General features: G+C 53.3%; 8 protein-coding genes and 5 pseudogenes. 7 read left to right on the forward strand and 6 right to left on the reverse strand.

Annotated elements, in window-relative coordinates:
- Nucleotides 1-142, reverse strand: a pseudogene (locus GV827_RS24205) (IS256 family transposase); the annotation flags it as partial.
- A 63-nt stretch (nt 143-205) separates the two neighbouring features.
- On the opposite strand from GV827_RS24205, the pseudogene GV827_RS16895 reads away from it, so the two are divergent.
- Nucleotides 206-898: pseudogene (locus GV827_RS16895) on the forward strand (IS481 family transposase); the annotation flags it as partial.
- A gap of 325 nt (nt 899-1,223) precedes the next feature.
- Here the strand turns inward: GV827_RS16895 and GV827_RS16900 are convergent.
- The 3 genes and pseudogenes from GV827_RS16900 to GV827_RS16910 all read right to left on the reverse strand — a co-directional run bounded on the left by GV827_RS16900 (nt 1,224) and on the right by GV827_RS16910 (nt 9,111).
- Nucleotides 1,224-4,298, reverse strand: a complete 3,075-nt coding sequence (locus tag GV827_RS16900; protein WP_164354996.1) for a hypothetical protein — start codon at nt 4,296-4,298, stop codon at nt 1,224-1,226.
- Between the two features lie 29 nt (nt 4,299-4,327).
- Nucleotides 4,328-7,969, reverse strand: coding sequence for a hypothetical protein (locus GV827_RS16905; protein ID WP_164354997.1), 3,642 nt, complete (start codon nt 7,967-7,969; stop codon nt 4,328-4,330).
- 384 nt (nt 7,970-8,353) lie between these two features.
- Nucleotides 8,354-9,111: pseudogene (locus tag GV827_RS16910) on the reverse strand (IS5 family transposase).
- Between the two features lie 378 nt (nt 9,112-9,489).
- Here GV827_RS16910 and GV827_RS16915 point away from each other — a divergent pair.
- A complete protein-coding gene (locus tag GV827_RS16915; RefSeq protein WP_204325946.1) occupies nt 9,490-11,268 on the forward strand; it encodes a hypothetical protein in 1,779 nt (592 codons plus the stop codon).
- A 41-nt stretch (nt 11,269-11,309) separates the two neighbouring features.
- Here GV827_RS16915 and GV827_RS16920 read toward each other — a convergent pair whose 3' ends face one another.
- A complete protein-coding gene (locus GV827_RS16920) occupies nt 11,310-11,696 on the reverse strand; it encodes a hypothetical protein (RefSeq protein ID WP_164354999.1) in 387 nt (128 codons plus the stop codon).
- A 211-nt stretch (nt 11,697-11,907) separates the two neighbouring features.
- Between GV827_RS16920 and GV827_RS16925 the strand changes: the two are divergent.
- The 3 genes and pseudogenes from GV827_RS16925 to GV827_RS16935 form a co-directional block, all read left to right on the forward strand.
- Nucleotides 11,908-12,309, forward strand: a pseudogene (locus GV827_RS16925) (ISNCY family transposase); the annotation flags it as partial.
- Nucleotides 12,233-12,598, forward strand: coding sequence for a hypothetical protein (locus tag GV827_RS16930; protein WP_235930420.1), 366 nt, complete (start codon nt 12,233-12,235; stop codon nt 12,596-12,598). The pseudogene GV827_RS16925 and the gene GV827_RS16930, both read left to right, overlap by 77 nt.
- Nucleotides 12,599-12,803: 205 nt before the next feature.
- Nucleotides 12,804-13,796 (forward strand): annotated as a pseudogene (locus GV827_RS16935) (IS30 family transposase).
- 117 nt (nt 13,797-13,913) lie between these two features.
- Here GV827_RS16935 and GV827_RS16940 read toward each other — a convergent pair.
- The gene (locus tag GV827_RS16940) at nt 13,914-14,783 is read right to left on the reverse strand and encodes a M15 family metallopeptidase (protein ID WP_164355000.1); all 870 of its coding nucleotides are present in this window, start codon (nt 14,781-14,783) and stop codon (nt 13,914-13,916) included.
- 149 nt (nt 14,784-14,932) lie between these two features.
- Here GV827_RS16940 and GV827_RS16945 point away from each other — a divergent pair, with 149 nt between their 5' ends.
- Together GV827_RS16945 and GV827_RS16950 are read left to right on the forward strand one after the other, a co-directional pair.
- Complete coding sequence (locus GV827_RS16945; protein ID WP_164355001.1) at nt 14,933-15,496, forward strand: OmpA family protein; 564 nt, start codon at nt 14,933-14,935, stop codon at nt 15,494-15,496.
- A 42-nt stretch (nt 15,497-15,538) separates the two neighbouring features.
- Entirely contained in the window at nt 15,539-17,710 is a 2,172-nt protein-coding gene (locus GV827_RS16950) for a serine/threonine-protein kinase (protein WP_164355002.1), read from the forward strand.
- Nucleotides 17,711-17,746 lie beyond the last annotated feature (36 nt).

A 17,746-nucleotide genomic window follows, 5' to 3' on the forward strand; every position in this document is an offset into this window, starting at 1 on the left:
GATGTTCGGTCAGTTCCGCGCCCAACATCCGCTCCATCAGGCGAACCTTGAGCTCCTTCATCAAGCCCTGATCGCCCAGCAAATCATCCGCGTTCTTAACGCCGTTAAGCAGCTCGTCTAAAAGTTCTTTGGAAATCGTCATTGTCGTCATGCTCCTTCGTTGGTGAAGCATCGGCCAAATTACTCATACACAGAAGATCGGACACTCTCACCGACAATCCCGCATCTGACAAGGTCTTCTCTGCATAGATGCTTGCAGCGGCATGGTATCTCGCGTCTACCTGAGGTGGACGGCGACAAGCCCAAGCGTCAGCGGTTCAAGCGCTACCCAATTGGGTACTTTCATATCGACATTGCAGAGCTCAGGACGACGGAGGGTAAGCTCTATCTCTTTGTGGCCATTGATCGAACCAGCAAGTTCGCGGTCGCGCAGTTGGTCGATAAAGCAGATCGGAAGACGGCATGGGAGTTCTTGGAGCACCTCATTAAGGTCGTGCCTTACCGCATCCACACGATCCTTACGGACAACGGAATCCAGTTTGCAGAACAACCGAGGAACCGGAACAAAGTTTATTCCCGGCCGATGCGGTTCGACATGATATGTGAGGCCAATGGCATCGAGCATCGCCTGACAAAGCCAAACCATCCTTGGACAAACGGCCAGGTCGAACGCATGAACAGGACCATCAAGGACGCCACTGTGAAGCGATATCACTACGAGAGCCACGACCAACTTCGCACGCACCTGGCCGACTTCCTTGATGCATACAATTACGCTCGCCGCTTGAAGACATTAAGTGGTCTCACGCCTTACGAATACATCTGCAAGATCTGGACTTCAGAGCCAGACAGATTCATCATCGATCCGATCCACCAGATGCCGGGACTGAACACCTAGGCTCAGGACCCATTGGTTTCAGGTGTGTTGCCTATTCCTGCTGTCTTTCTCGTCGTCCACTCCTCGGTGGTTACGATGAGCCAAGAACTCTCTCTTATCAAATGCGGATATTTGGCCCCATAAGCGCTGACGTCAGACAATCCTCAACATACCGGAGCAACAGGGGAACCGAAGGTACAACATCACGCAAAGCAGAAGGTGCTTTGCGTGATGTTGAAACACTGAATTCAGCTGTTCTAGTCATGCTGGGAAGCAAAATCGCCACCCAGCCCCTCACAACCAGTTTTCTCTGACAGCCCCCTAGCAGGTCCGCCCTTGGTAATTGTTATGCATCCACTGGTTCTTCGACGACCAATCCGTCCAAACGATCCCTGTCCGCTTCTCGCAATGCAATTTCAGCCAGTGCCGCAAAGGTCATGGCAATGTCGGCCATGTCCTCGTGCGGCATCTTAACGCCTCCAGCCACTATCGGTCGATAGCTTTGAAACTGCTCCTTAATACCGGTCAGAATCTCGATGCTCTTGCGTGCAACAGCTCCGCGCTTTTCCTTGTTCTCATCGCTGTCAGATTCGACTTCTGCATTGCTGCGCCAGACCGCGTACGATTTTGCACTGTTCCAGCAGTCGTCTGCTTGAAGCTGCGCAAGCAGTCGATCAATCGCCGGAGTTTTTGCTGAATCGGCATGCAGTTTAGGTTCAGCAGCGGTCAGCGCTGCTGCCTTCATTTCGAACCATACTGAAATAAAAAGCTCCGGTTTTCCGGGTTGCCATTTCTTTGGCTGTTTCTCGACGTGCATAACAACCGGATCGTCTCGTAGTTCATTTTCTAGAAATGCGACAAGCCCATTGCACACAGCCTTGTCATCCGCCAACAGCGCCGGTGAGATACCACAGCGTTTGATCGCCTCCTGTGCTGCTGGATCGTTGGCCATGCACGCGCCATACGCGATACAACACTTGGCCAAAGTTGAATTCATCCGTAGTGCCTTACGCGCCGCTTTGCGGTTAGCCGGATTTCCGCGCGCTTTGACATAGGCGTTCCAACCGCGCGTAATCTCAACTTCCTTTTGCATTTTGTACCCGTATTGAACCAACGCCTCGGTGATCGAGAGAGAGCCCGACACGATCGCGCTCGCGCCTGTCGGATCAAAACATTTTCCAACCTCGGCGCCGCATTTCAACGAGTGAAGAACAAGATCAACACCCTTTTGATCCATTGTAATTTTTGCATTATCCATCGTCTTTTCGATAGCCGGGGAATAGGCACTATAGGCACGGAAAGAGATTTCCATGTTTTCAACCCATTTATTGTGCATTTGCACGGCCTTTGTCAGCGCATAGATATCTGCCAGCACCTTCTTGGCTGCGATCACTGCACCGCCTCCGGGTATAAAGGACCCTATGATCCCCACGCCACCATCAGCAATTGCGTTGATCATATCCACCCGTGCACGCAGGGCTGCGGTCTTTGCTATGGCCTGATCAATCGCATCCAGCGCCCGCGCGACATCGTCCGCAGGTTTACCTTCAAGATCGGCATCCGGCACGGCGTCCTGGTACATTTTTTCGTATTCGAGCAGATCCTTGTCGATGTCTGCAAAGGTCTCGGTCATAGCGTTTTTATCCGCGAAAAACTCGCCGAGCTTTTCTTCTGCCAGAGCCTGCTCTTCTTTCGAAATCTGTTCTGACATTTTTTTCTGAAATGCGATGGCCCCGTCATCTATTGGGACTACTGCAGTGACTTGCATGTCTGCGAGGATGGATTCCTCCATCGACTGCATATTCGCCTGAACCTTGGTTATTAGGGCAGCTGCGGCCTCTTCCTTCTTCAGCTCGTATTTTTCCTGACTGCCCTGCGTACCGTCATCTTGTTCAGCTGACACGACGCGCATGGCCTGCTGCTGTTCGGGGCTGGCAGCAGCAAATTCTTCTGCAGTAACTGAACGCTTGCTAACCTCGATCAATTCTTCTGCGAGCAGCGACAGGGCACCTTGAATTGCACCGCCACCCAGTAGCACCGCCGCCTCGCCCGGTTTACCATCCATCAACGCCTTGAGGATCAGATCACCGCGCCCCAATGTCTTGATGGCAGCCGATACACCGGCACCAGCCATGGTGATTTTCCCCTTAGCCTCGGGGTTTGATCCATAATCCGAAGCGATCGCGGTAAAACATTGCCCCACAGCATCGGCAAATCGATCGACGACATTATTGATCAACTTGCGGCGTTCGTTCGGATCGTCCTCTAGCGCGACAGAGATCAATGCAGGACCAATCCGCACAGCCGAGATCGATCCAAGGATTCCCGCTTTGATGGCAGCGGCTGTAGCAAGTCCAGCCTTTGCGTCGTCGGTGCTCTTGGCTTGTTCGTCAAACCCGATTTGAACGCTGGCAATTGGGCCTACTGCGTTGGCCGCAATGGTCGCCAGTGTCGACAGCGCCTTGTCCACAAAGCCGTGCCATTTTGCATCCTTACCCTTAGACTTTTCCTTTACTCCTTCGACAAAGATATCGAACCCGCCAGTCAGCACAGAAACACCAAGAGTGGTGAAACCCTGCTGCGCCTGCATCTCCAGCTTTTGAACCTTAAGCGCTTCTTTTTCTGGGCCTGTCAAAGGAGTCTCAGTGCCCGCTTTATTACCGCTGGTCAGCTGACCATCGACCTTGGCCATCTCGTTGGCATTGGCGATTGTGACACTGTTTGACACCACTGCACCGACCAACCCAATGGTTTCTTTGGCGATGCCAAGGCCGCGGATCAAATCCTCTTTGCCGGTGGATTGTTCAGAGTATTGATCAATGCGTTTTTGATAGATATCTGCAGCACCCGCAAAGGCGATCGCCTGCTCCGAAAAACGGTCCGGCACCATATTGTCGGGAATTGTGCCTTCACGCACCAACGGAGTCCAGAGTTCGCGCCTTATATCCTCGTCTGAGAACATTGGGTTGCCGTCGGCATCCAGTTTGTTCAGCATCTGTTGCTGTATCAGCAAGATTTTGGCAAACGAGTCGTTCAGCGCATCCAGCGTTTCGTCCGGAATTGCGTTAATACCCGGGATATCCTTGTCGGTGTCGACCTCAACGTCTGCACGCATTTCCCAGCCCGACGTATCAGAGTCACTGGCGCGCCAGGCCATCTCTTTGTCTTTGCCTTTTGGGCGACCTCTTGCTTTTTTCCATATCGCCATCAATGCATTATCGTCTTCATGCTTGGTTACGACAAAGACCTGGGCTTTGGAAATCTCGTCCTTGCTTTCGGCCAGACGTTTTCCGATGAATTCTTCCACGAAACTTTCACGCTGTGCCTGAAGCACCTGCGCTGCTTCAATTGTGGCATCCGTGATTGGTTTTCCGGACACTTTTTTGATCCAGTCAATCTGGAACTTGCTGAGATCTGCCATTGCAGTAATCCTTCCCTAGACCAGTCCGGTCAATTCTTTTCCTTGGGGCTGACGCAGGCAAGGATCGCAATCTCGACCTGATGGAAAGCACTCTTGATCGGAACGAATTTCGTGCCCAGATCAAACGGATTATCTTTGTAAAGCTGGATCGCCGGATGGGTCTCAACCGCTGATCGGATTTGATGCAATTCAGCCAAAGCCTTTTCCCGGAGATCAATGCGTAACGCCTTGGTGCCGGATTTGTTGTCGATAGCCTTGTCGATCTGGCTCGCCAAACTTTCCAAGTTGGTGATCGGTGGCAGCGATGCAACCCTGCGGAGACTGGTCTCAACCACGTCAATACCGCCATCGATTCCAGCAAATTCTTTGATGGTTTCCTCGGTCACATTTGGCCGAATTTTATCGTCGGGTAATTTGGCAGCTGTGGTCTTTAGCAGTTCGATGAATTTGACGATTGCTGGTAGTTTTGGTGCAACCTTCATCAATTTCACGTCTTCTTTTTCACCAGCGTCAGCCATTGACAACGTACCCTCAAGCTCGGTGATCTGCTCAGATATTTTGTCAAGTTCGGCACTGCCCTCTTCGTAAGTGAATTGTTTCTTGTAGGTGGCCACTGCAGTTTTGAGGCCGTTTTCAAGCGCCGTCTGTTTAGATTCACAGAGCTCTTTGACCGAATTGTTGCCATGCTTTTTGATGACGTTCTTAGTGTCCTTAAGACGTGCCTCCAATGCGGCTTTCTTTGTCTTGCACTCAGCTATGTACGCATTTTGATCCGCTATACCAAACGCCATATCCTCCATCTTGTCGGCAATGGAGATTACAAACGCCATAAGCTCAGGCCCGTCCATACTGGCCGTTTTACCCATGTCGCTTTTCATCTTAGCGATCTCTTTGTCGATCTCACCCAACTTTTTCTCGGCGTCATCAACGGCGCTGTACGTTTTTCCTTCTAGTAAACGAAACGTGGAATCGAGATCCTTTCGCCAAGTTCCAGCCATGTTCTGGGGCGGTTCTCTGTTGTCGGAAAACCATTTTGCAGAGGCTTTTATCTTGTCCCGCGCGAGCGCTATTTTCGCCTTATCCTCGTCTGTCACTGGATTACATTCAGCAAGCAGCCTTTCTGCTCCGCCTTCAATGAAACTCGCCATCTGCTGACCAATTTCGTCCGGCGCGGCAAGACCGCTATCAGACAACACCGAAGACAATTCCCAGCTTAGCTCCATCGACAAGGCTTTGGCATTCTTATAGCGCTCCTTCAGCGCAGCCGAAGCAGTCTTGAGCTTTTCTACGGCCTTCTTGTGATCTTTTGCTTCCTTCAGCGCTTCTGACGGCAGCTTGGTGGCGTAGCTGACTCCAAAGGCATCGTAAGCCGTTTTGACCTTGCCGTAATTCTCAGTCAGGTAGCTTTTGACCGGGCTGGTTTTGAACGTTGTATCGCAAAAATCTATGATTTCCTGGATTAACTTGAAGTTCGCCGGGCCATCATTGCTGATCTCATCAAGCAGTTTTTGTGTTTGATCTGCATAGGCGTCCAGTGCACCCTCGCATCCGTCGGCCGTCATCTCGGCCATTAAGGCCAGCGTGTCGGCCCGCTGCTTAAGGTTATCCATCATATCACGCGGCACATCTTTATTCTTACGCCGGTTCAGATCCTGACCGCCGGCTGTGCGTGTCTTGATACGGAATTTCCTTTCGGTCCCATCCGAGTCAGTTATCGTGAGCACCTCATCCAGCGGGATGATTTTCTTGCTTTCCTTGGCTGTGTATTTTTTACCGGGAACCTCGATCAAGTCAGTATTCTTGATTTCCTGTGTCCGGTAGAGCTTTATAAGCTCATCATTGACTGCCGCCGAGGTTGCTGTCGCTTTCTCTTTTGCCTGCGTCGTCTCCGGAGTGTCGACAGAAACCGTCTCCATATTCTTGATCTCGGTGGCAAGACTCCCGATGCGGCCCTCGATTTCGTCATAGGGATTGTCGCTGGTATCCTGAACACCACCAAGCGCAGAAACCGTTAGTTCTGCCTTGCGCGCATCAATCTCGGTACGGAAAGCCTGGATCGCGTCCAGCTTGGCCTGAGCCTCAGGATTGCCTTGCCCCCAATGGTCACGGGCAATGGCCTCCAGCGGGTCAAGAATGCCCTTAAGGCGGCTAGTTTCATCCGGCAGCGGCGGAGGTGGCACTGGCAATCCCATACGCCGTTGCAGCAAGAACGCCTGCCAGAGCTGGCTGACATCATAATGCAGGACGCTCGCATATTTCGCGTTTTCGTCCGTGATGCAGGTCATCGCGTTGGTCAACATCTTAAGCAGAGTTTTTTCCTGATCTTCCGAGATTTCCATCAATTTGGGTTCTTCAGGAAAGATCTGTTCCGCAAGGATTTCGCGCTTGGCTGACTTTTCCACCTGCTTTCGCAGCATTACGTTTTGTGTGCGCAGAGTGTCGAAATTTTCGATAACCGGAAAATAGTCAATGCCACCATCTTTGCTGGTCTTGGCTGCCTTCAGACGTTCCTCGTTCTCGATCAAACGCTGGTCGAACGCTGCTATTTCGGGCGCGTGGCCATTTTCGAGCAATTGGGCGACCTCGTCCGCTTGCAGGTCGGCATTGCTCAGCTTTTGCTCAGTCTCAATGATACGCTTAGCTCGTTCAACGCGATGTTCTTCGCTATCGAAGGCCGTAAGCTGGCCCAGCCGGTCGTTCAATCCGTCCAAGTGTCCCTGCACTTCGCGGTATTCAGCCCGAAGCTCGTCACGTTTGCCGCCCTTCGCAGTTTTGAATTCCTTGCGCAGGTCGTCCACTTTTTTCTGCTGCAACTTAACTGCAGAAGTTAATTCAGCCTTGGCACTGACAAGCAGTTTTTGTCGGTCCTTCTCCAGCTTGACGACTTCCAAGTCTTGGTTGTCGTCAAGGAATCCAAGGCAGTCCTGATTTGTTGGGCCAGGTTTCTCGAACAGGCTTTTCACGATAGCCACCTGAACATCCCCGTCGCGTGTCAAATCCGCGAGGATTACATCAGCCTTGCCCTTGAACGCATCCAGTGTGACTTCTGATTTGGACACTTCGTTTTTGCGCAACTCCACCGCAGCTTTCAGGGCTGTCGACAACAGTCCGTTATAAGTAGCAATCGCAGCGTCGCGGGCCTTTAGATCAGGCTGTAGCGCCGTTTTCATCCCTGCGCAGGCTGGACCAAAGACAGCAAGAGCTACATTCTCATGCGCGTGCAACCTGTCAATAATGTCGTTGAAATATGCATCTTTGTGCCCCGTTACGCTGGCAGCAAATGCTTCGGCATCCTCGCAACGTTTTCGAAACAGGTCGATGTCGCGCGAGACAGAAAAGATAAAAGCTTTGTCGGCCGAAAAATCCGGGATCTCATAGGACTTCTTCATCGCGACTGCGCCGGCTTTAGTGGTCCTATTGACCCTGTGTTCAGCTTCGCGAATTTGGAACCGTTGGAAAGCCTCGTCACCCCCTGGGTGATCCTTCAGCACAGCATCAAGTTTGATATCAAGCGCTTTGATCTCTTCGTATAGATCCGTCATTTCCGAACGGAGCTTATCGTTGAATTCCGCCTTTAGCCTCTTGGTTTTGCTAAGGTTTTTAAACTTCGGAGTCCGAAGGTAATTGAGGATGAATTTCTGTTGCTTGTCGCTTAGATCGTCAAAGGGCATGTATCTAACCTTTGGAAAACGCGGTCAAAATACGCGCGTTGACTAAAAAACTTTAGGTTACCCTAGTCGAGGGAAACTTCATCTGGCAAGCTCAAATAGGGACTCAGGTTCTGCATTCTAAGTGCCCGAACAGGCTGAACACGACTACCGGGCGATAATACATGCAGCCGAAATGCCCCTTCCGTTCTTACCACATTGCTCCCCTTGGGTCGGGCTGACCGCGCTGACCCTGTCGCACACCACCCGTTTCACTTGGCCCCTTCGAACGACCATTGATTCACCAACTGCACCCAGGTCAACATATCGAAGCGCACCACATTACCGACGATCAGATGCGCGAAAAGTCGAACCACTTGGAGAGTGCCAGCTAGGGCCTGTGGACAATCATCTTGATGCGACGAGGGTCGCTGCCAAGTTCCAGGAAGCGGTGTAGCTACAGTCCGTTTTGTCGTATCTTGTGGCTATCCCTCTGAACTCTTTGATCTTTGCGAAGTAGTTCTCCACCAGATGCCGCCACTTGTAGACCTCCGTGTCATAATCGCGCGGGATTTTGCGGTTCGCTTTGGGAGGGATCACAGCGGTTGCACCGCGCTGGTCGAGGTCTTGCAACAGCCAGTCCGCATCGAACGCCTTGTCTGCGAGCAGTGCGTTAAATGAAACGCCTTTGATTAGCGGCGCGACACCTTTCATGTCATGCGCTTGTCCCGGCAGCAGCAAGAAACGCACCAGATTGCCGAGCGCATCTACCAACGCCACGATTTTCGTCGTCAGCCCGCCGCGGGAGCGCCCAATGGCCTGAGCCTGAGTCCCCCTTTTGAGCCGGTCGCCTTCTGGTGAACCTGAACTATCGTGCCATCGATCAGCGCAAATTCGAGGTCGGGGTCTTCGCTCATCGCTTTGAAAAGACTCTCGAATACTCCGGACCTGGCCCACCGGCGAAACCGCCGGAACTGGCTGTTCTAATGGCCAAAGGTAGGCGGCAGGTCGCGCCATGGCGACCCGGTGCGTACCCGCCAGAAGACCGCCTCCAGAAACAGGCGATTGTCCTTTGCCGTGGCTCCGGAATCGCTGGCCTTACCCGGAAGATGCGGCTCAAGCCGCTGCCACAAGACGTCCGACACCACAAATCGCTGCTCGTTCATTCAAACCTCCATTTTGGAAGCTTGAATCAGAAATCGGGCCAAATGGGAATCCTAAATGTCCACAGGCCCTAGAAGAAACTCCACTCTTGCACGTCAACAGGGTGGTCGTTTGGTGCTTTGAAGGCGTTCAATAATTGGTCTTACAAACTCACCTTGCTCAAAGCAGGAGCGAAACTGGTTGGGGAAAAGCGGTTCCCACCTGTCTTGACGTCAGTCAAGATTGTTGCAAACCGACCAATGACTGACCTAAGCTGATTTTCAAGGCGCACCTCTTTAGGGTGTTAGTCTGGTTTCTGGTGATCCTTTTTTGATCAAGCGCCACCGGAGCAGATGGATATTAGGCCAAAGCAAAGAGGATTTGAAATGAGCGCAGCTGGTATGACCAAAGCAGATCTCCAACCCTTGCTGAAACTGGCGCGTAAGCAGCCCGTTGCATTCGCCTTCAACCCCGGCAAATCTGACAATGAGCACTACTTCAACATGGACCGGCGCAAGAAACCAGCGGTCCTTGGCAAGGTTGCAAAAACTGATGGGCCAGGCGCCAAATTCTCATTTGGAACCGTCGAGATTGATGGAAAACTCCTCAATCTTACATGTGAAAAAGCTCTTCCCGCGATGGCCAAGAAGGTCAAAAAATTTCTGAAATCTCTGAAAATATCACTGAATGTGCAGGTTCTCGATACTTCGGGAAACGTTATTGACAGTGACGTGGAAGATCTTCCCGACGATGAAATGGATGATGACGGCAATCAGAATACTGATCTGAGCTCGCTGTCTCAACGTCTGTCAGATATTGAAGCGCGCCTGGAAACGGTCCCGACGGCACCCGCTGAGAAAATTCGACCGCTACTTCCCAAAGTTGAGGGGTATATCCAAGCAGGTGATGCTGACCAGGCAGACGCCGCTTTGAGCAAGCTGGAAGCCGTGATTGGCAAGCTGCCTAGCGGAAAGCCGGAAGCACAGGAAAAACCAGCTGCAGCACCAACACCACCAAGTAATGATAAAATGGCACTGGTGCAAAGGCTCAATGAGCTCAAAACCCAGATTGGCCAGGTGAATGACGGTGATCAGCGCGAGAAGCTAATGCTGGTGCTGAAGTCCGGTGCAGCCGCATTCAAGGCAGGCGACGTTAATAAAGCCAGTGCATTGCTGGACCGGCTTGAAAAGGCTCTTTCCACTCTTGGAGGCAAGCAGGCTTCCGACCAGGCAAGCGAGACAGCTGCACCAACTCCAGCCTCTTCCCCAAGCGAAGACAAGGCCGCAATAGTCCGAAAGATCAATGCCCTGAAAGATGAGATTGGATTGGTCGAACGAGACGATCAACGCAAAAGGCTGATGCAAGAGCTGGCCAAAGCGGTAGGACAGGTCAAGGGAGGTGATTTGAACTCTGCAGAAAACCTCCTGTCTGGCATCGAAACCGTTTTGAGCAAAATCAAGGCCGCCAAAGCGCCCTCTGAATCCACGGCCGAACCTGCGGAGACATCCGAGCAGGCCAGGCAAGATGCCCAACAACCAGAACAGTCATCCGAAGAGGCAGACTGTATAGCGCGCATGATGGCTCTTGAACCACGGCATGTAGAGGCCGCCAGCAAAGGTCTGGTTGCGGACGTGAATGCCCTCAAACTTCAATGGGATCGTGTACAAGGGGCAATTGGCGATGGTGATATCGCCACGGCGATGCAGGCGATGGACCGTGTTGAGGAGATGATAGATGCTGGCCGTACCGACGGTGATACGGCCTTTAGCGCCGAAATTGCTGCAGAGGTCAAACCCTTTGCCGAAGCGAGACTGAGGTGGAGTTCGGCCCGCGGAACCATGACGCAAGAACTGGGCAAGCTCCAGAAGGAGATTAAAGACGTTTGTAGCGACGACCTCGAACTGAAAGAGATGGTGGACGAGATCGATGAGCTGTCTGCGTACCTGGTGAAATTGGACGAGCAACTGGAGGTCCGCCTTGACCGGATCGTGAACGCCAAGGAACCCGGCGAGCGGGACACTCTAAAGGGAGATGCGATCGTGATCCTAGACAAATACGAGACAGAACTGAAGAACCCGTTCTTTGACGATGTCGACACTAACAATGGCTTTGTGAGCGTGAGCGTCGCGGCCACAGCGCGGGAAGCGCTCAACGATATTGGTCGAGTTCTGCGCGCATAGTGTCTTGCAGTGGTTACAGGGCATTGATGATGCGCGTCCTTTTACGCGTTGAGCCTGTCCCCAAAAGTGGTCCGTGCATATCTACAGTCTTCGAGTTCATTTGCATTCAGACCGTCGATCCCATCCACAATTTGATTGCTCAACTTCTTGGAATCATCCGAAGCTAAGAAGGACCAGTAAAAGGCTGTTCCTTCGGAAAGCTCGGCCTTCTTTTTCTCATGCAAGTCCCGTACTTCTTGTTCTGTCAGGCCGATCAGGAGGGCAAAATGCACCCTCCGGCTTTCGATACGACCGTTACCTTCGAAAATCGCTTTCTTGGTCGTTTGGGGACCACCATTTTCTTCCAGCCACTTACGGGCAAGACGGTTATCGGGAGACGAGCGTTTGATTGCCGACGGAGTAAACTTGATGATTTCGACATCAACCATTGAGAATAGTTCCTTAGGATAGGTGCTGCTCACGAAGCAGCTCTGGATTGCATGAACTCGTCACAAATACGGATTTCGTGTATCCGAAGAATTCACCTATCCCAATGAATAAATTCATTTTCCGAAGCGGCTGCGGATCGTGGTGGCGGCTTCCATCAACACATCGTCCAGCTTGCCCTCATCGGCCAGCATCTTCAGCTTCTGAAGGTTCTTGCTGTGTTGGCGAGAGAACCGCTACGTCGGCAAACAGTTGACGTTTTCTTATGACCGCAAACGGATCATGCTTGAGGAAAGTGATGTGACACGCGGACTCGTCGGCAAATATGTCGACACCTACGCCTTCGTGGACGGCCAGTTCGAAGTGCGCTCAAAAGGCCGATCCCTGCCCTACAAAATCTTCGACATGGATCAGCGCGTGACGCACGCCGCCATCACTGAGAACAAGCGACTGAGTGCCGTTCTGGAACACATCAAGGAGATGCAGGACGCCGCCCCGCCTAAACCGAAGGTGCGCACAAATTCAGAGAAGATGGGCTATGAGCCAAGTGGCAAGCGGCAAGGGCGACCTTCCAGCACGCGCACCAAGAAGAAGATTGTGCACGCGGCAGAATAGCCGCAAGAATGACGGCATAGATGCCAAAGACTACCCAGAGATCATCTTCTCCGATCACACGCAATCCGTCGTCATCGACGGGCATCATCTCGATGTCGAGATCTACCGAACCAGCATCGACCCAGGCTGGATCCTATCCGTTGAGAACCAGTTCGGAACGTTGACGGTTTCGGATAACCCACCCTTCTTCGGGGATGTCCTCGCCTGGCGTGCCTTTGAAGAACTCGTGCGCGAGGAAGGCATCACAGCATTCTACAACAAGAAAGAACGGCGCAAGCTCGGCATATGACCACCCCCCGCAAGGCTTACCAACCCTGCGATATTTGAGGTCTCCGGGTTGCTAAGCCTTGCTACCCTCAGCGCCCTTGGTGACACTTCTACTTTGCACAGCCGGTGACATTTCTGAATGGCGTTTACAGCCTTTCCGTTAAGGGCACATTCTAAACTGGGTTGCGACAATTCCCCTATCTTGCTGAGAAGCAAGGAGAACGGATATGGCCCACACAGAATTGGATTTGCGTGAACTGCGCGCAATCGAAGACATGCTGAACGCGAATGTGCCAGTTAGCAAGATTGCAACTGAGATTGGCAGGCACCGCTCGACTGTCTACCGAGAGATCAAGCGGAACTTTTATACCGACGATCTGATCCCGGACTTGAACGGCTACTACGGTATGGTTGCCCAGCGAGAAGCTTCCAATCGCAGAGCGCGGCGGCGGAAGTTGGTCAGACTGGAGGGTTTGCGCCGTCACGTGGTTGACCGTTTGAAAGCTGGCTGGACGCCCGAACAGATTGCAGGCCGTCTCGGATACGACGGTCAGCCGATCCGCGTGAGTCATGAGACGATCTATGCCTATGTTTACAGTCTTGAAGGCCAGTAACAACAACTGGCCCGACATCTTCCCAGTCGTCGGAAGAAGAGACGCCCGCGTTATACCAGACGGCCCAGAGGCCAGGTTTTTCCGCCAGATCGGTCCATTCACCAACGCCCGGAGCACGTGAAGACGCGCAAGACATTCGGCGAGTGGGAAGGCGATTTGATGATCTTTGAGCGGGCACAGGGCAAGATGAACGTCGCCTCACTGGTTGAGCGCAAGACCCGCTTTGCCGTCCTGTTTCGTAACAACGACCGCAGTTCCACTCACTTCATGAACAAGCTGATGGGTGTGATGGAACCCCTCCCCCAGCCTGCACGTCGTTCGATCACCTTTGATCGTGGCTTTGAGTTCCGGGAGTGGCGTAAGCTCAAGCCTGGGATCGGTACAGAGGCTTGGTTCTGTGATCCACAAGCACCCTGGTAGAAAGGCTCAGTGGAGAACCTGAACAAACGGGCGCGCCGCTACCTGCCCCGCAATGCGCCTGTGGCCGCGCTCTCAAATCGAGATATGAAGTCGATTTGTGATCGCTTAAACGGCACGCCAAGAAAGTGTCTGGGATGGCGAACCCCAACCGAGGCCTTCAGAGAAGAAATGATTAAACTGAGATAGCGGAAAACGTCGCAACGACCCTTGAGCCATCAGAAAACATGGTATTTGAACTGAGCCTGGTGAATCAGCGAACCATCCGGCGCCCGAGTGGTGGACTTTTGTCTGGTGCACAAAACGCTAGAGTTTTCCTTCCTCCAGCCACGTTTCCAGCTGTCTGCGGCTGATCTCGAAATGCATGCTGTCCTCTCTGCGCCACGAAGCGCCCCAGACCCAACCTTCGGTTCGGAAGAAATCGGCAAGAATCGTCAGACCCAGTTGCGTCCGACCGTCCCCCAAAGTGTCCAGCCTGCCGTCGATGTTCAAATCAACTGCCAATCCAAAACTATGCGTCGAGAGCCGATCAGTCGTGCCGCGAATGCGTCTAACACATAGCGCACCTGCGGTATTGATCCGAGCATAAAGGTCAGGATCGGTGATGCGCACATTTTCAAACACACGGCGCAGGGATTCGATTGCAGGCTGAAGCATCGTGACACGGATCGGTCCGACTTGCTCGGTCACCAGTTTCGATTTCAGCCTTGGGTTTGTCATCGCTTCGCAACGGTCGCTCAACACCTCGCGGGGTCTACCTAGTTTTTGGGCAAGATATGTAGGCCCCGCAACCTTGAGACCCTTATTCACATTGCGGCGATCTGCGATCAACACAACCTGCGCATAGGCGTCGATAATATCGTTGGTCCCGTTCTGTTCAAAGACTTCTGCGCCGTCGGTCTGGCTGCCTTGGCTTAGGCCGGGCACCTGCGGTTGGAATTCCGGACGATTGCGCACCTCCTGCCCCAATGCGGACATCCCCTCCCGGATGTCTTCCATTCGCAGGCGGATATCCTCAACCTGTTGATTCAGAATTTCAATCTCGATCCGGGCCTGAGAGTCGATCGCAGGACCGGAGCCATAGTCATCGGTACCCATGATCAACGGAATGACGTACCATAGGACAGGTGCCAGAATGATGGCGAAGGCAAGGATCAGTGCCGGAATCAACCGCATGAATAACTGCTCTCTCAAATAGGTGGGCAATGCCACCCTCACACTCTAGGCTAAACATACTCCCGGCGTCAAAACCGTTGTGACCTTTGATACTGTCGTATAGTTTGGTGACAGTTGTTTTGATGAATCTTATTTAGAAAGGAGGAGATATGTATCTCTCACGCACCCTCACCGCGGCGGCTCTGACCGCGCTGACGGCTCTTGTGGGTCACGCCGCTTCCGCGCAGTCCGAACTGACAGCCGATGAAATCAAGGATGCGTTCAACAAGCAAAAGACCCGTGGATTGGTTATTGTGCCTTCCGGTCAGACACAGGCTGATACGACGACTGTCCAGACCGAGGTGGCCGCGACACCGGAATATTCAGCTGTGGATCAGGCAGATCAGGTGAACGTCAAGATCAGCTTTGATTTTGACAGCGCAGCACTGCGCGAAGACGAAAAGCCCAAGCTTGCCGCCATGTGCGAAGCGATGAAGTCGGTTGATGTGGCGGTGTTCCAGATCATCGGTCACACTGACAGTTCCGGCTCGGCCAGCTATAACCAGAACCTTTCGCTGCTGCGTGCGCAGGAAGTGAAGCGTCATCTGGTGTCAAGTTGCGGCATTGAAGAAAACCGGCTGGAGGCAATCGGTCTTGGTGAAAGCGCACCCTTCGATACAGACGATCCGCGCAGCGATGCCAACCGCCGGGTTGAGTTCCAGGCTCTTGGCTAAGCGAAGAGGTCGCGACACAGCCAGGATATTCGGAATGCACCTATGACAGAACCCCACCCCGGCGACGCGTTTCAACCCGGAGACGTCCTGAACAATACCTACCGGATTGAGGCGCTCTTGGGCCGTGGCGGCACTTCTGATGTCTACCGTGCCCGAAGTGAGATTTCGGGCCGGTTGGTTGCGATCAAGGTTCTCAAGGCTGAGTTCGCGACGAACGACGATTACCTTGTCTTGATGACCCGCGAAGAGGAAATTCGCGAGATCAGGCATGACGCCATCGTGCGGTACTCTGAAAATCACCGCACCTCTGATGGGTTAGTCTATCTGTTGATGGATTACATCGACGGCCCAGGTCTTGACCGTAAGCTCAAGGATGGACCGATGTCGGCAGAGGATCTGCTGACCGTGTGCAAACGTGTGGGCGAAGGGCTGCAGGCCGCCCATGCGCGCAGCATCGTGCACCGTGATCTGTCCCCAGATAATATTATCCTGCGCGATGACGATCCGGCTCAGGCGGTGGTGATTGATTTCGGCATCGCCAAGGACACCAATCCGGGGGCCGAAACCATTGTCGGGAACGAGTTTGCTGGCAAATACGCCTACGCGGCACCTGAACAGCTAAGCGGAAACACCGACGCACGCTCCGACATCTATTCGCTTGGTGCGTTGTTGTTGGCCAACTTCCGTGGCAAGTCGCCCGATGTAGGTGCCAATCCAATGGAGGTCGTTCAGAAAAAGAGCGACCCCCTGGATACATCAGGTGTGCCCGAACCATTGAAGTCATTGCTTGACCGGATGACGGCCCCCGATCCCAATGATCGGTTCCAAACCATGAGCGATGTTCTGGCTTTCATCGACAGTGGCGGTGCCGAGGAAGCGCTGGACGATGCGACGATTATCGCGCCACCTCCCAAGACCGACGTGATTGCCGAGGCCCCCTCCCCGCCGCGACCCGCCAATCCCACGCCCGCAGACAAATCCGTTCAGAAACAATCCTCCGGAATCTCCAGTGGCTTGATCGTTGCAGGCGCGGCGGTTGTGCTGATTGGTGGTGGTGCTGCTGCGTTCTTTGGCGGCGTCTTCGGTGGCGGCGGTCCGACCTACCCCGCTGTCAGCCCTTACTCTTTGGTAATTGAGAACCTCGAAAACCTACCAGCCAGTGCCAGCGGTTTTGTCCCCAGCGCGGACATGCAAAATGCGCTCGTCACGCGGATGACTGAAATTGGCGGTGCCACCGATCTGACTCTCGCATCAGGAGAGATTGCTGACAGTTGGAGCAACGACGTGCTGGCTGTCTTGGATGATATTTCCACTCTGGACGACTGGCAGCTCACCTTGAACGGCAACAGGGCCAAGATTACCGGCTCCACCAGTGATCCTGCGGTGCTTACCGCATTGACGGCTCGCTACCCTGAGACATGGCCGGGCGCACTTGATGGGACCATTGAAGTCGCTCTCACCTCTCTTTTCCTCGACCCCGGCGATGTCGATAATATCCTTGCACAATATGCTGATTGCGGCCCGGTTTTTCAGATCGGCAATCCTGGCCCGGTAGGATATGGACCCGACGACCCAGTGGTGGTGAAGGGCACATTGGCCGGGGAAGCAAGCCGCGAGGCCCTTCAGACGGCGCTTGAAGATCAGACCGATGGGCGCGATGTAATAATTGATGCAGATATCCTGAACCCAACTCTGTGTCTGGTTGAAAACTATCTCCCCGAAGCGCCGGAGGGAGAGATGGAAATCACCTTCCGGGATGGCGCGTCTGGTCAGGAAGTCCCGTTCGGTGATTTCGTCGTTGGTCAGAACCCTGTAATTGATGTGATCATCCCAGACGATGTGTTCACTGGGTATCTTTCGGTTTCTGTACTTGATGTGTCAGGCAATGTCTTTCATCTGGTGCCAAACATTGGAAGGGCGGACAATTCGATCAACACGCTGCGCGACGGACGCGATGGTGCCGTCCCTCTACGTGTTGCCTTTAGTCTGGATGAAGAAAGACCAGACGGCGGGATTGCCTTTGCGGTCGATGGGTCTTCTCTTGGCAAAAGCAAAATACTTGTTTTGCATTCCGATGCGCCGCTGTTCCGCGAGATGCGCCCAACCACAGAATCCGCCGTCGGCTATGCCGAGGCGCTGAGCGAACGGGCTGCCACAGGCGATCAGTTGATCCGGTCTTTGGATACGCGCATCTTGACCACATCGCAGCCTTGAGGGCTGTGTCCCCGTGGGAACGGGCGGGCCTTCTTA

It is taken from the genome of Sulfitobacter sediminilitoris (assembly GCF_010667575.1).
GTDB lineage: Bacteria > Pseudomonadota > Alphaproteobacteria > Rhodobacterales > Rhodobacteraceae > Sulfitobacter > Sulfitobacter sediminilitoris.

Excerpts from the sequence above, each read along its gene's own strand:
- GV827_RS16950 (WP_164355002.1), top strand. The coding sequence starts at position 15,539 with ATGACAGAACCCCACCCCGGCGACGCGTTTCAACCCGGAGACGTCCTG.
- GV827_RS16915 (WP_204325946.1), top strand. The coding sequence starts at position 9,490 with ATGACCAAAGCAGATCTCCAACCCTTGCTGAAACTGGCGCGTAAGCAG.
- GV827_RS16930 (WP_235930420.1), top strand. The coding sequence starts at position 12,233 with ATGAGCCAAGTGGCAAGCGGCAAGGGCGACCTTCCAGCACGCGCACCA.
- GV827_RS16920 (WP_164354999.1), bottom strand. The coding sequence starts at position 11,696 with ATGGTTGATGTCGAAATCATCAAGTTTACTCCGTCGGCAATCAAACGC.
- GV827_RS16940 (WP_164355000.1), bottom strand. The coding sequence starts at position 14,783 with ATGCGGTTGATTCCGGCACTGATCCTTGCCTTCGCCATCATTCTGGCA.
- GV827_RS16905 (WP_164354997.1), bottom strand. The coding sequence starts at position 7,969 with ATGCCCTTTGACGATCTAAGCGACAAGCAACAGAAATTCATCCTCAAT.
- GV827_RS16900 (WP_164354996.1), bottom strand. The coding sequence starts at position 4,298 with ATGGCAGATCTCAGCAAGTTCCAGATTGACTGGATCAAAAAAGTGTCC.
- GV827_RS16945 (WP_164355001.1), top strand. The coding sequence starts at position 14,933 with ATGTATCTCTCACGCACCCTCACCGCGGCGGCTCTGACCGCGCTGACG.